This window comes from Mycobacterium sp. BMJ-28, assembly GCF_054404835.1.
Window position 1 is genome coordinate 2,354,763 of record NZ_CM136783.1, and the last position, 13,738, is coordinate 2,368,500.

Consider the following 13,738-nt stretch of genomic DNA (forward strand, 5'->3'; position numbering starts at 1 on the left):
GTAGACGCGGCTGGTCGGCCGAGTTCGGAGCTCGTGACGTGGCTGAGTGCGCTGCGTGAACTCAGCGCGGTCTCCACGTCGGCGACCGATCTGCGCCATGTTCTGGACTTGGTTGCGGAAACCGCTCGCAGCCTGCTGGGGTTCGACTTCGTCGGGGTACTGACGCCCGACGCGGCCGGTGCAAACCTGCTCATCACCGGTTGGAGCGGGTTGTCGGCGGACTACGTGGAACGCGTCAACAGTGATCGACCGATCGGCCTGGCCAGCGGCTCGCCGTCGAGTCAGGCGTTTCGTACCGCCCGGCCGGTGGCGTTGCGCGACATCGCGCATGAACCGGAATTCACACCGTGGGGCGGTGTTGCCCTGGAACAGGGATACCGCGCGATCATCTGCGTTCCGTTGGTGGCCGGCGAGGAAGTCCTCGGCACCATCAACGGCTACTACACGCCCGTGCACACCTTCACCGGCTTCGAGATCGAGCGGCTGACGCTGCTGGCCAATCACGCCGCGATCGCGCTGACTTCGGCCAGCCGCCTCGACCAGTTGCGGCAACTCAATGAATCGCTGCGCGACCAGCGAGATGCCCTGACACGTTCCGAGCAGATCCATGAGCGCTTGCTCGCGGTCACGCTGCGCTCCGGTGGCCTCAGCGGAATCGCCGCGGTGCTCGCCGAATTGATCAGTCGCCCCGTACTCATCGACGACACCGATCAGGCCGTCCTGGCAACATCGGGTGACACCGGCGAACTGCCGGATGCGCAGTGGCGCGCCGCCGCGGCCATAGCGTCCGCCACCGCATCCACTCCGGTGCTGGTGAGCTCTGATGCCGAGGAGCCGTCCCGGTGCTTCGTCGCGGTCGCCCGACTCGATGACGATGTCGCAGCCAGAATCTGGTTTCCGCAACGTGATTCGAAGCTCGATCCGGTCGGTGTGCGCGCGGTCGAGCACGCGTCGATCGTCATCTCGCTGGAGTTGTTGCGGATGCGCACCGCCGTCGAGGTCGAACACCGGCTGCGAGGCGAATTGCTGGCGGATCTGTTGGCCACCGGGTCGGTGCTGTCCGAGCAGTTGTTGCAGCGGGCCGATCGGCTCGGCCACGATCTGAGAAGGCCGCATGCCGCGATGGTGGGAGCCCTGACGGTCGCGGGTGAGTCTGCCGACAACCGGCTGCACCAGCGGGCATTGTCGGCGGTCACCGAACTCGCGACGGCACAGCGCCCCCGCCCATTGTCGGCCATGCATCGCGGCGATGTCGTCACGATGTGGCCTCTCGGCGACAGCACAGTCGAGGACGCGGCGGCTGCGGTCCGGCGGGCCATGGCCGCTGCCGCACCCGGCACCGCCGCAACGCTGGCGGTGTCGCCACCCGGTTCTGCCACCTACGGTGAGTCGTACCGTACGGCGAAGGGGGCTCTGGACATCGCGGTGCGTGCGGGCCGAACGAATACCGTTGTCCGACTGGGCGATCTGGGCGTCGTAGGACTGTTGCTGCAATTGGACGACCCAGCGCAACTGACAGCCTTCGCCGACCGGACCCTCGGCCCGGTGACGGCGTATGACGCCGCCCATCACACCGATCTCGTCACGACGTTGCGCAGATACTTCGCCTGCAAGCTCGATCGCAATGCCACTGCGGGCGTCCTGCACGTTCATCCCAATACTGTCACGCAACGGATCCGGCGTATCGAGACACTGTGCGGCGTCGACTTCGGTGACCCGACGGTGGTGGTCGGCTTCAGCGCGGCGCTCACGGTGCAGGACGTCACCTCCATCGGATGATCACCGCCTGGCGGGCATGGCGGCGTGGACGGAACTGATGGCGCTGGATCCCTCGCCGACCGCAGCGGCGACCCGCTTGATCGAGCCGGACCGCACGTCGCCGACCGCCATGATCGCCGGCACGCTCGTCTCGAAAGGCAGCGGTCGGCGCCCGAGTGCCGCCCACTCGGGACCCAGTGCATCATCAGGTATCTGGGCGTCGGTGAGGATGAAGCCATGATCGTCGAGGCGCACGCCGGCGAGCCAGTCAGTGGCCGGCGCGGCACCGATGAAGCAGAACAGGCCCACGCATTCGCGCCTGGCGGTGACGATGTCGCCGCCGTCAGCGGCGGTGGCAGTGGTGATCGTGGTGAGGTGTTCGTCGCCGTCGAGACCGGTCACCTCGGTGCGGGTGCGTGTGGTGATCCTGGGATGGGCCAGGATCCGGTCCGCGAGATAGGCCGACATCCCCGCCGTCAGCGACGACTGGCGCACGCAGAGATCGACGGTGCTGCCTCGATCGGCGAGGAACAGGGCGGCCTGGCCGGCCGAATTCGCTCCGCCGACGACGGTCACCGGCGCAGCGGCACACCTTCGTGCCTCCAGTTCGGTTGCTGCGTAGTAGATTCCGGCGCCTTCGAAATCGATCCAGCGCTGCAACGGCAGGCCACGGTAGTGTGCGCCGGTGGCGATCACCACCGCGCGAGTGGTGATGACGGCGCCGTCGGACAATTGGACATGGATCCGGTCCCCAGCGGGGCTGATACCGGCGGCGCGGCGCGGCGAGTCGATGCGGGCCCCGAACTTCTGCGCCTGGATGGTCGCCCGGCCGGTAAGGTCGGCACCGCTGAGACCGGAGGTGAATCCCAGGTAGTTCTCGATACGTGAACTGCGCGCCGCTTGACCGCCAGGCGCGACGGACTCCAGCACGAGCGTGCGCAAACCCTCGGAGGCCCCGTAGACAGCGGCTCCCAGACCTGCCGGTCCGGCGCCGATCACCACGACGTCGAGGTCGGAGTCGTCGATCTCGCTTCGGATGAACCCGAACGTGTCGGCCAATTGTGCAGGTGTGGCGCGACGGAGCACAGTTTCGGCCGTCACGACTGCGGGCAGATCGGTCGCGGTGAGGCCGGCTTCACGGGCTAGCCGAATCCCGGCTTCCGAGTGGTAGTCGGTCCAGGTGAACGGTAGTTGTAACCGGTCGAGATAGGTGTGCAGCGCCAACGTGCGAGATGAGGGCGTGCTCGCGAGCACCTCGATGGTGCTGGCCTGGCGGGTCAGCAAGTTCTGCCGGCGGGCGACCAGGGCCCTCAGGATCACATCGGAAAGATCCGGTTGTTCGTCCATCAACTGACGGAATTCGAGCGGATCGATGCGCAGGATCGCGCCCGCGGTGGACACCCGCCCGTCGAAGTAGGTTGCTTGTCCGGTCAACAGATTCAACTCCCCGCTGAACTGCCGCGGCCCGTAGTGGGCGACCACCGTTTCAGCGGTGTCGGGGGTGGCGCGACGGACGACCTCGATGGTGCCGCTCTCCACGACGATCATGTCGCACCCGGCCTGGCCCGCATCGAACAGCGGAGCACCGGCTTCGACGCGATGACGAGACCCGTAGGTGGTCAGTTGTTTCCATTGATCGTCGGTGAGAATCGGGGCGGCCGGGTTGTCGCCGGATCGCGCCGAGCAGTCCAGCGCCTCGGCCAAGGAAGACGTGGCCTGGCGCAACGCTGCTGTCGCAGAGGTGGTATCGGCCAGTGCGTCGAGCGCGACGAAGTCGTGAATTGTGCCGCCGTAGCGCACCGAGGTGGTCGGCACGCCCGCCTGCCGCAGCAGACGGGCCAGTGCCTCGCCTTCGTCGCGGACCGGATCGGCTTCGGCGGTGACGATCAGGGATGGTGGCATACCGACGAAACGCTCGTGGCCCGCGCCCACCAAGGATGCCTCGTCCATCGCGGAGACGGTGCCGCCGGTGTGCCGGTGCCACCACCGTCGCACCGCATCGCCCGACAGCAGGAACCCGTCGGCGAACATCTGCTGTGATGCCGTGTCCATGGTGGGGTCGGCGAGCGGGCAGAACGCCACCAGATAGCGCAATTCGAAATCGTTGCGATGCAGTGACATCACCGCCACGGAGGTGGCCAGTGTGGCGCCTGTCGAATCACCGGCGATCGCCATCCGTGCGGGGTCAATGCCGTGATCGGCACCATGGGTCTTCACCCACCGGCACACCGCGTAGAGGCGATCGACGCTCGCACGATGTCGGTCGTCGCCGGCTGAGGTGTAGTCGGGACAGACAACGACGGCACCGGTGTGCTGGACCAGATGCTGTACCAATCGAGCACGGGTGACGACAGCGCCGGACAACAGGTCTGCCCCGCCGACGTAGACGATCGCCGGAACGGGATCGGTGATCGCCGTGGGCCGTACGACCCGTACCCTGACGATCCCGGCGTGCTCGCAATCGACGACCGTCCACTCTTCGTGATCGGAGTCCGTGGCAGCGACGGTCGAGGCCGCGGCGGGCGCCTCAACGTTGCCGCCCGCGGCCAACAACATGCGCGCTGCGGGGTCGAGTTCTACCGGCTCTACGTGTCCGGCCACCGGTTCCTCTCGTTGACGGGGCGACGTCATCGATGTTCGGCAGTGACGGCGGGTTTTTCGGATGGGTCGGGCTGCAGGTACTGCGGACCCCTCGGACCGAGGCCGGACCGTTGCGCCAATCCGATCCCGGAGGCCGCCACTGCCTGCAGATGCGACAGCCGCGTCCGTTCCCAGCGGCGAAGGTCGTCGACCGGAAGGGCGGTGCCACCGTGCCAGCCGGTGAGAGCCGCGGCCAGTCCGGCGGCGTCTCCGAGTGCCTTGGACGTTCCCGAGGCAGTGTGCGGTCGCACCGTGCCGGCCGCATCGCCGATCAGGGCGACATGGTCGGCGACCATCCGGGTGGGGATGAGATCGAACACCGGTTGCAGGAAAACCTTTGAGGCGTGGATCAGTTCGACGAATGGCCCAGGGAGTTCCCGCTCGGCGAGTCCGAGCAGGACCGACAGTGAGTCGTGGGTGAGCTCGCCTGGTGGCAGGAACTGGTCGAACCGCTGGCCCCCTCGGCCGGTCATCAGGCCGTCGAGCCGCGACTGCGCTGTATTGACGTACCAGACCCAATTCACCCGTCGCTGACCAGGCGTCCGAATCCCGGTTGGCCCCGGGACCAGATAGCACAGCATCTGCAGGCCGGGAACGGCGAACATGCTGAAGCGTTCGGCCAGCAGCCCCACCAGGTGCTCGGGGAGGTCGGCTTCAGGTTCCAGGCCGCGGAACGCGACGTACCCGCTATAGGTCAGATCGTCACGGCCGGTCAACAGGCGTCGGGTGGTCGACCCGATCCCGTCGGCGCCGACCACGAAGTCACCCGTGGCGGCGTAACCGTCACCGAATGTCGCGGTGACCCCGGCATCGTCGCGGTTCAGGTCGGTCAGGGTGCTGTCCAGGCGCATGCAGTTGTCTTCGAGCGGCTCGCGCAGCGCGTGGTAGAGGGTGTCCCAGGCGGTCATCCACTGTGGGGCCGGGTAGCGGTGGGGATCGCCGTGACGGTGTAGCTGTTGGCGTTCGGCCAAGGCCACGCTGACCGAGGGCACCGAGCGGCCCAGCCGGGCGAGCAGCTCGGCGACCTCCTGCTGCATGACGATGCCTGCGCCACGCGGTTGGGTCCGGTCCACCGAGCGTTCGTACACCGCGACATCGGCTCCTGCGAACCGCATTTCGTGGGCGCACGCGAGACCGCCGAGCGATCCGCCTATGACGAGGGCGTGCATGTCAGCGGAACGCCCGTGTGTAGCGCACCGGGTGGGGGAGCTCGTGGCCGAGCTCGTCGGCGGCGTGGCGTATCCAGGCGGGGTTGCGCAGCAGGACGCGGGCCAGGAACACGGCGTCGGCCTCCCCGTCGGCGACTATGGTGTCGGCCTGCTCGGGCACGGTGATGAGTCCGACCGCAGCGGTGGGGATCTCGATCTCCTTGCGGATCCTGGCTGAGAACGGGACCTGGTAGCTGGGCCGCACGGGGATCACCGCGTCGGGTGCCGACCCGCCCGACGACACGTCGATCAGATCGACGCCGAGTCCCTTGAGCCGCCCGGCCAGTTCGAGGGTGTCGGCCAACGTCCATCCCGGCCGTTGGTCATCGGTGTCGCCGGCCAGCCAGTCGGTGGCCGAGACCCGGAAGAACAGCGGTAGTTCTTCGGGCCAGTTGGCGCGGACGGCTTCGACGACCTGCAGCGCGAATCGCATGCGGTGCTCCAGCGGTCCGCCGTAGTCGTCGCGTCGGTGGTTGGAGTGCGGGGAGAGGAACTGATGAATCAGATAACCGTGTGCACCATGGATTTCCAGCGTCTGGAATCCGGCGGCGGCGGCGCGTCGGGCCGCTGCGGCGAAAGCATCAATGGTGGCGGTGATGTCGTCGACGCTCATCTGGGTGGGCGCAGGCAGCCGCCCGAAGGGCTTCTCACTGGGCCCGACGGTGGTCCAGCCCCGGTGCGCTAGACGTGTGTCGTCAGGCCAAGGAACGCCCGTGGAGCCTTTGCGGCCGGCGTGCACGATCTGAATTCCGGGGACCGCTCCCTGGGTCTTGATGAAGTCGGTGATGCGGCGGAACGACTGACCTTGCCGGTCGTTCCACAGACCGAGGTCGTGATGGCTGCTGCGCCCCGACGGATCGACTGCGGTCGCCTCGACCATGACGAGGGCGGCACCTGCCACTGCGCGCGATCCGAGGTGCTGCAGGTGCCAGTCTGTGGGCGTTCCGGTGTCGGGCCCCTCGGGGACGGAGGCGAATTGCATCATCGGTGACATCCAGGCGCGGTGTGAGTAGGTGATGTCCCGCAACGTCAGGGGAGAGAACAGATGTGGCATGTCAGGTTGCCTCAGGCCGTCAGGAATTCGAGAAGGTCGGCGTTGATGACGTCCGCATGGGTGGTGGGCATGCCGTGCGGGAAGTTGTCGCCGTAAGATTTCAGGCTGCCGTTCTTCAGCAGCGCAGCAGATTTCGGGCCCGATGCCACGTAGGGCACGATCTGGTCGTCCCTACTGTGCATCACCAGCGTCGGGACGGTGATCTTCTTCAGGTCCTCGGTGAAATCGGTCTGCGAGAACGCAACAATGCCGTCGTAGTGCGACAGTGCGTCGCCCATCATGCCCTGGCGCCACCAGTTTTCGATGATGGCCTCTGACGGCGTCACCCCGGGTTTGTCGAAGTTGTAGAAAGGGCCCGACGGTAGCGCGCGGTAGAACTCCGAGCGGTTCGCTGCCAATTGGGCCTGCAGGCCGTCGAAGACGCTCTTCGGCAGGCCTTCTGGATTTGTCTCGGTCTGCACCATGAGCGGCGGCACGGCGCTGATGAGCGCGGCTTTCGACGCCCGGCTCTCACCGTGGCGGGCGAGGTAGCGGACTACTTCGCCGCCGCCGGTGGAGTGTCCCACGTGGATCGTGTCGCGCAGGTCCAGATGGTGAACCAAAGCGGCCAAGTCGTCGGCATAGTGGTCGAGATCGTGGCCACCAGGAGTCTGGGTCGATCGCCCATGGCCGCGGCGGTCGTGGGCGATGACACGGTAGCCCCGGGCCAGGAAGTACAGCATCTGGTTGTCCCAGTCGTCCGAGGACAGCGGCCAGCCGTGGCTGAAGACGATGGGCTGACCCTGGCCCCAGTCCTTGTAGAAGATCTCGGTGTCGTCGGTGGTGGTGATGGTGGCCATGATTCGGGCTCCTCGCTGTAGGGGTTGTCAGGCCGGGCCGATGCCGCGAGCGTCGACCGGGTTGATGCGGCTGACGACCAGAGGGTCGGCGGGAGTGAAGGGGAAGGTGGGGAGGTCGTCGACATGGGTGTTGAACGCGGCGGCCAGGACCTCGCGGGTGTAGGCGCTCGCCGAGGCCTTATAGCCGATGTCGGCTGGAAACGGCTGGTCGAAGAAGATCAGGAAGTGCCAGGGGTCGGTGCCGATGTTCTCGATGTGATGCGGGTAGGCCGTCGGGATGAAGTACATGTCACCGGTGGTGAGAGTCCAGGTATCCAGTGTCCCATCGGGATTCATGACCGTCATCCGAGCGTCGCCGTGGCGGACGTAGCCCATTTCGCCGGTGATCGGGTGCCAGTGCGGTTCGCGCATGCCGTTTTCGGTCACGCGTAGCGAGTACATCGACATGTTCTTCAATGCCGGCCAGAACTGGTCTCGCGCGAAGCGCGCGTTGCCGCTCACGTAGTTGAGGCCGGGCTCCTGTGCTTCGACGTCGAATTTGTGGGGATCGTTGAAGTAGGCCGACGCGGGAATGTCAGGATCACCGATCCGCGGCGCGAGTTTGTGGTCGGAGGTGGAGCGGCGGATCTTGGCCATGTCGCAGGACGGCAGGTCATAGGTGTTGCCCAAGACGGCGTCGGTGAAGGCGCCGAATGTCGATCCCAATCCGAAGTCCTCGGGGCGTTCGTTGCGGAAGGCGATGATGAATTCGGCGACGTCGGTGCCGATGTTCTCGATGTGGTGCAGCGACCCGGAGTCGATGTGGAACATCTGACCTGCGGTCACGATGAAGGTCGAGAACTGGCTGTGGTTGTCGAGGATCGACACCAGTGCGGTTCCGGATACGCAGTAGGTGAGCTCGTTGGCATTGGCGTGCCAGTGCGGGGTACGCATGGCGCCGGGATTGAGGAGAACCCGTTTGATCGACAGGTTCTTCAGGATGGGCAGGTTGTCGACCGTGACGCGGCGCATCGACCCCAGGTCGTTCTCCTCGACGACTTCACCATTGAGCAGTGACACCGCGTGGCTGCTGCGGGTGATGGAACTGGTCATGCTGCACCTCCTGCTGTGATGTGTCGTGAGTGACTCTCGTCGACGGGGCGGCGGTTTGTCATGGACGCTGGCGGCACTCGGGGGGCGCTGCCAGCGGTAACTCCGTGGTTGCAGGTAGCGGTAATGCGGATGCCGTCGACTCGCCCTGAGTGTTGGCTGTTTGAGGGCACGCGTCATCAGTCGGGTGACTGATGACGTAGAGGTGTCGTGGTGACAGCTTGACGATGCAAAGCCGTTTCATTCCGGGACGCATATCATCTGTCAGATCACGCGGCGGTCCACGCCGCGTCAGGGCGGCGAGGCGCGACGTGACTTCGGATCGATTACCTGATGGCGTGGTCCTGGACCCCGCGACCGCAGACTTGCTCGAAGCAATGCGGACGCCTCCGACACTGCGCGACTTGGGGCCCGGCGACGGACGTCTGGCGCTGCGCGAGGCGCAGCAGTCCGCCATCGAGCGGCCGGGGACCGTGGCGCACTTTCACACCGCCGAGGTGGGTCCGTCGGGGTTGACTGGATTCTGGATCGTGCGGCCGGCCGATGTCGGGGGTCCGCTGCCGGCGGTGTTCTACGCCCACGGCGGCCGGTGGATGTTCGGCGATGCCGACACGCATGCCGAGGTCATCTGCGAATTCGCGCTGAGCTGCCGGGTGGCGATGGTGGTTCCCGAGTACAGCCGCACGCCCGAAGCTCGTTATCCCGTCGCTTTGGAGGAGTGCTACGCGGCGTTGCTGTGGGTTCACGCCCATGCAGCCGACCTCGCGCTCGACGCCAAGCGGCTCGCGATCGCCGGCGACTGTGCCGGTGCGACGTTGGCGATCGCGGTGACGATGCTGGCCAAATCCCGTGGCGGGCCCCGGTTTCGGGCCCAACTCCTGTTCTACCCACCAACCGACGCGCTGTGTCGATCGGAGTCGCACCGGACGTTCGGCACGGGCGGACTGATCAGCAGTGCCGAGCAGGCGTGGTATTGGGATCAGTACTGCGATGGTGATGTCGAATGCCCCACCGTGTCACCGCTGTACGCGACGCACGATGACCTGGCCGGACTGCCGCCGACGATGGTGGTCACGGCGGAGGCGGACGTCGTTCGCGACGAGGGAGCGGGTTTCGCCGCCAGGCTCCGTCAGGCGGGGGTGGATGTGACGGCGGTCCGCTATCTGGGCACCGTGCACGACTTTGTCGTGCTGAGACAGCTGGCGGACAGTCCGCCGACCCGCGCGGCCATCGAGCAGGGTGCCTGGTTTCTCTCCGAGGCGTTGGCACGATGACGACGGTGAATCACACGTCGCACCTCATCGGCCGGGCCGACGTCATCGCCAGACTGTCGGCGACGGTTGGTGCCACCTCGGGCGCCCCACCCGCTCTGATCGTCTTCGGCCAGGCGGGTATCGGAAAGACCGCGTTGCTTCGCCATGTCGTCGCTGACGCAGATGTCAGCGTGCGGGTGCTGTGGCTTGCCGGTGCATCGTCGTCGCCGGCTCACCCGCGGTTGGCCAGTGTCTTGTGGCCGCTGCGTGGACATGCGGACGAGCTGCCGTCCGGGTTGCAACGTTCGTTGCGGCGACTGTTCGACGGTGGCGAGTCTCCCGCAGGCGATGGGCCGCTGCTCGCCGACGCGGTGGTGGCCCTCCTTGAGGGGGTGGCCACCCCGATTCTGCTCGTCGTCGATGATGTCGATCAGTTGGATTGCGAGACAAGGGAACTTCTGGTTGCCGTGGCCGCTCAGCTGAGCGGGACGCGAGTGCGGGCGGTGCTGACGGCCCGCCGCCGCGACGTCCTCGCGGGTGTCGCAAGATCCGTCGACACGCTCGATGTCGCACCACTGTCTGTCGGGGCGTCAGCCGAACTACTCGCCGCGCAACCGATTCAACCCGACCGCAGCGTGCGTGGCGAGATCATCCGCTGGTCGCGCGGCAACCCTTTGGCATTGATCGAATTCGCCCGGGCCTACGGTCACAATCGGACCAAGACCTTTCACGGCGCCACCATGAACGAACTCGCGGCGTTTCACCCGGTTTTCGTCAATCAGATCGCCGCGCTGCCTGCAAGGACCCGAAGACTGTTGCTGGTGGCTGCCGCCGCGACAGGCTACGAGAGCATCGATGCGATCAACCGGGCCGCGGGCTGCCGTGACGACTACACATACTGGCAGCCCGCCCGCGCTGCCGGTGTCGTCGAATTCACCGACGACCGTCGTGTGGTGTTCGCCAACGCGATCATCCGTTCGGCAGCCTTCGCGGACGGGGACCTGGGCCAGCAGCGCGCCGCCCATCTCGCGCTGGCTGCCAGTCACGGTGTGAAGGACAGCCTGTGGGCGTGGCATATGGCCGCGGCCGCACCCGGTCCCGACGAGGCGATCGCCGCGACGCTGGAAGAATCGGCGATCGAATCATCCCGTCTGGGAATGGAACTGGAGTTGGCGCGGGCGTTGCAGCGCGCTGCCGAGATGAGTCCCGAACGGGCCGCCGCCGCCCGGCGCTACGCGCAGGCGGCCAGCGCGGCCAACTTCGGGGGAGACCCCGGGTGGGCGCTCGCACTGACCGAGGTCCCCCTCAACGAGTCAGAAGATCCCGACGTCGCCGGATTCGCGGCGCTGATCAGGGCCTCCATCCTCATTCAGGACGGACGCCCCGCCGAGGCAATGGACACCGTGCGCACCGTGCTCGACGGTCGGCGGCCTTCCGACGCGCACCTGGGGCTGGCGCTGTTGCACGCCGCGGCGGGTGCCGCGTTCTATACGGGGGATCTTGAACACCGCCGGGATCTGCGGAGGTGGCTGAAGGATCTCGAGTCGCCGACGGTGGCCAGCCAGTTCTCGTTGCCCTTTCCCGTCGGCGCGAGTGCTCTGCAATGCGCTTACATCTCGATGTATGCCGAGACCTCGGACTCGGCCGGCGCTCGGCCGCATGCGTTCAACCGCGCCTGGCTGCGCCCGTCACCGGACCCGTCGTGCGATACAGCGCGGCGACTCATCGCGGGTGTCATGGCCTATGCCACCGAGCACACCGCGATCGCCGCCGCGGAACTCGGGGGCGCGATCGAGAACTTGACCAGACTGGGCGGATTGCGCGGATTCACCTTGGCCATGGCGCCGCTGTCGTGGGCGTTGCTGGACAGCGGCAGATGGGATGAGTTGACGAACCTGCTCGCGACGGCGGGTTCAGTCGGCGTGCTGCATGCGGCAGCGCTGATCGACCGCGAAGTATATTCGTGCACAGCACAATTGCATGCATTTCGAGGCGACTTGGGCGCAGCGGCAGCGGCGTTCGAGCGGGCTCAGGGAATGGTCCCCGGCGCCGCGTCGCCGCCGAAGGCCACCGAAGTCGCGCTTCTGCGAGTGTCGGGATGGATGGCGATCGCCGCCGGTGATTTCGAAGAGGCCTACCGCCGATTCCGGGCGATGTTCTGCGACAACGCCGATCCGGCGCATTTCGTGGTGTCCTACCGCGCGGTCGCGGAAATGGCGTGGGCCGCGGCCCGCTGCGGGCGTGCCGAAGAGGTGCAGCCACTCATCGCCAAGATCGGCCGCCAGGTCATGATCAAGCCGCCGACCCGGCTCCGGCTGCTACAGCACCAAGCCATGGCCCTTGCCACGGCCGGGCATCGCGCCGAACACCACTACAAGCTTGCGGTGTTCGACCCTGCGGGTGCGGAGTGGCCGTTGGAACGTGCCCGGGCACGGCTTCACTACGGCGAATGGCTACGGCGATCGCGACGTCCCGCCGAGGCCAAACCACTGCTCTGTGCCGCCTTGGACATCTTCGAACGCCTTGGCGCCAAACCGTTGGCCGAGATTGCGCGCGCCGAACTACGAGCGGCAGGGGTGATCACCGCGGATCCGGCACCTCGCGACGCTCTGCACATGCTGACGGCGCAGGAACGACAGATCGTTTCGCTGGCTGCCTCGGGCCTGACGAATCGGGAGATCGCCGACCGGTTGAAGCTGTCGCCCCGCACGGTCGCGTCGCACCTCTATCACGTCTATCCGAAGCTCGGCGTGACGCGACGCCATGAACTGCGCGAGTTCACATCCTGACCCGTGACACATCCTCGCCCGCACGGGGATCGGTGAGGGCAGCCCGCAGCACCGATGCTGCCTGTGCCCTGGCCGCCCTGGCCGCACTGGTGTTTTTCAACGCCGCGAGAGTCACAAAGTCGTGGATCATCCCCTCGTAACGCACCGCCGCACACACTGCGCCCGACGATCGCAGGCGTGCAGCGAACGCCTCGCCCTCATCCCGCACGACGTCAGCCTCCGCCGTGATGACCAATGCCGGCGGGAACCTTGCCAGATCACCGTCGTCGGCGCGTAACGGGCAGACGGTGTCCACGTCACGAAGTGTCGGGTCCGCGGCGTATTGGTCCCAGCGCGATTGCATCTCGTCGCGCCGCAGACCATAGCCCTCGCCGTACATGAGATAGGAGGGTGTGGCGAAGTCGGCGTCGGTCACCGGGGTGAATGCGACCAGTTGCCGAAACCCGGGCCCGTTGCGCTGCAGCGACATCAGGACCACGGCGATCGCCAGGGTGGCGCCCTCGGAATCGCCGCCGACGGCCAGCCGGGTGGGGTCCAAACCATGCTCGGCGCCATTCTCGGCGATCCACAAGGCAGTCGCGTAGGCCTGCTCCACGGGGACGGGATACCCCGCCTCAGGCGCCCGTCCGTACTCGGGCAACACCACCGCCACACCCGCGCGGGTGGCCAACTCGCCCACGATCCCGTCGTGGGTCGACCCACCGCCGCCGCCCCAGCCGCCACCAAGCAGATACAGCATCGCCGGCAACGGCCGCTCGGCAACGGCCGGCTCGACGAGGTGGATTGGCAGCGGGCCGTGATCTGGGATGTCGATCGTGACCCGGCGCTCGGTGACCTCGGCACCGGACATGTCCGCGAGTCCGCGCTGGACATCGGCGAACACCGCCTGCCGCGCTTCCGGCGGCCGCCGGTCATTCGTGTTCCGCTGCGAGTCTGCGGCGGCGACAAAGGCTGCAGCCGCTGGATCGAGAGCAACGCCGTGCGGATTCGCCGTCATGTCTCAGCCCTCTCCGCCGCACACATTCCCAGTCTGAACCAGTCGCAGTCATCAGTCACATGACTGATGACGTGAGGCGGGGCGCCGTCCAACCTTGAAGGGACACGCACA

At 66.8% G+C, this 13,738-nt stretch carries 9 protein-coding genes; 3 read left to right on the forward strand and 6 right to left on the reverse strand.

Annotation, left to right across the window (positions count from 1 at the left end; genetic code table 11):
- The first annotated feature begins 33 nt into the window (after nt 1–33).
- On the forward strand, nt 34–1,779 hold the full coding sequence (locus ACXPWS_RS11610; protein ID WP_458712571.1) for a helix-turn-helix domain-containing protein: 1,746 nt from the start codon (nt 34–36) through the stop codon (nt 1,777–1,779).
- On the opposite strand, the gene ACXPWS_RS11615 is transcribed toward ACXPWS_RS11610, so the two are convergent.
- Genes ACXPWS_RS11615 through ACXPWS_RS11635 form a run of 5 tightly spaced genes read right to left on the reverse strand, consistent with a single transcriptional unit; the run spans nt 1,780 to nt 8,591 of the window.
- Nucleotides 1,780–4,359, reverse strand: coding sequence for an alpha/beta hydrolase fold domain-containing protein (locus ACXPWS_RS11615; RefSeq protein WP_458712572.1), 2,580 nt, complete (start codon nt 4,357–4,359; stop codon nt 1,780–1,782).
- A 26-nt stretch (nt 4,360–4,385) separates the two neighbouring features.
- Entirely contained in the window at nt 4,386–5,513 is a 1,128-nt protein-coding gene (locus ACXPWS_RS11620) for an FAD binding domain-containing protein (protein WP_458712573.1), read from the reverse strand.
- 55 nt (nt 5,514–5,568) lie between these two features.
- On the reverse strand, nt 5,569–6,660 hold the full coding sequence (locus ACXPWS_RS11625) for an NADH:flavin oxidoreductase/NADH oxidase (RefSeq protein WP_458712574.1): 1,092 nt from the start codon (nt 6,658–6,660) through the stop codon (nt 5,569–5,571).
- Nucleotides 6,661–6,671: 11 nt separating this feature from the next.
- On the reverse strand, nt 6,672–7,499 hold the full coding sequence (locus tag ACXPWS_RS11630) for an alpha/beta fold hydrolase (RefSeq protein ID WP_458712575.1): 828 nt from the start codon (nt 7,497–7,499) through the stop codon (nt 6,672–6,674).
- Between the two features lie 27 nt (nt 7,500–7,526).
- Nucleotides 7,527–8,591 (reverse strand): cupin domain-containing protein, encoded by a 1,065-nt coding sequence (locus tag ACXPWS_RS11635; protein WP_458712576.1) that lies wholly within the window; start codon nt 8,589–8,591, stop codon nt 7,527–7,529.
- 374 nt (nt 8,592–8,965) lie between these two features.
- Between ACXPWS_RS11635 and ACXPWS_RS11640 the strand changes: the two genes are divergently transcribed.
- Both ACXPWS_RS11640 and ACXPWS_RS11645 read left to right on the forward strand, forming a co-directional pair.
- On the forward strand, nt 8,966–9,862 hold the full coding sequence (locus ACXPWS_RS11640) for an alpha/beta hydrolase (RefSeq protein ID WP_458712577.1): 897 nt from the start codon (nt 8,966–8,968) through the stop codon (nt 9,860–9,862).
- Between the two features lie 5 nt (nt 9,863–9,867).
- Nucleotides 9,868–12,630 carry a helix-turn-helix transcriptional regulator gene (locus ACXPWS_RS11645; RefSeq protein WP_458712578.1) on the forward strand — a complete coding sequence of 921 codons (2,763 nt, stop codon included), beginning with the start codon at nt 9,868–9,870 and terminating at the stop codon, nt 12,628–12,630.
- Here the strand turns inward: ACXPWS_RS11645 and ACXPWS_RS11650 are convergent.
- Complete coding sequence (locus tag ACXPWS_RS11650; protein ID WP_458712579.1) at nt 12,620–13,627, reverse strand: alpha/beta hydrolase; 1,008 nt, start codon at nt 13,625–13,627, stop codon at nt 12,620–12,622. The two genes, ACXPWS_RS11645 and ACXPWS_RS11650, sit on opposite strands and share 11 nt — an antisense overlap.
- Nucleotides 13,628–13,738 lie beyond the last annotated feature (111 nt).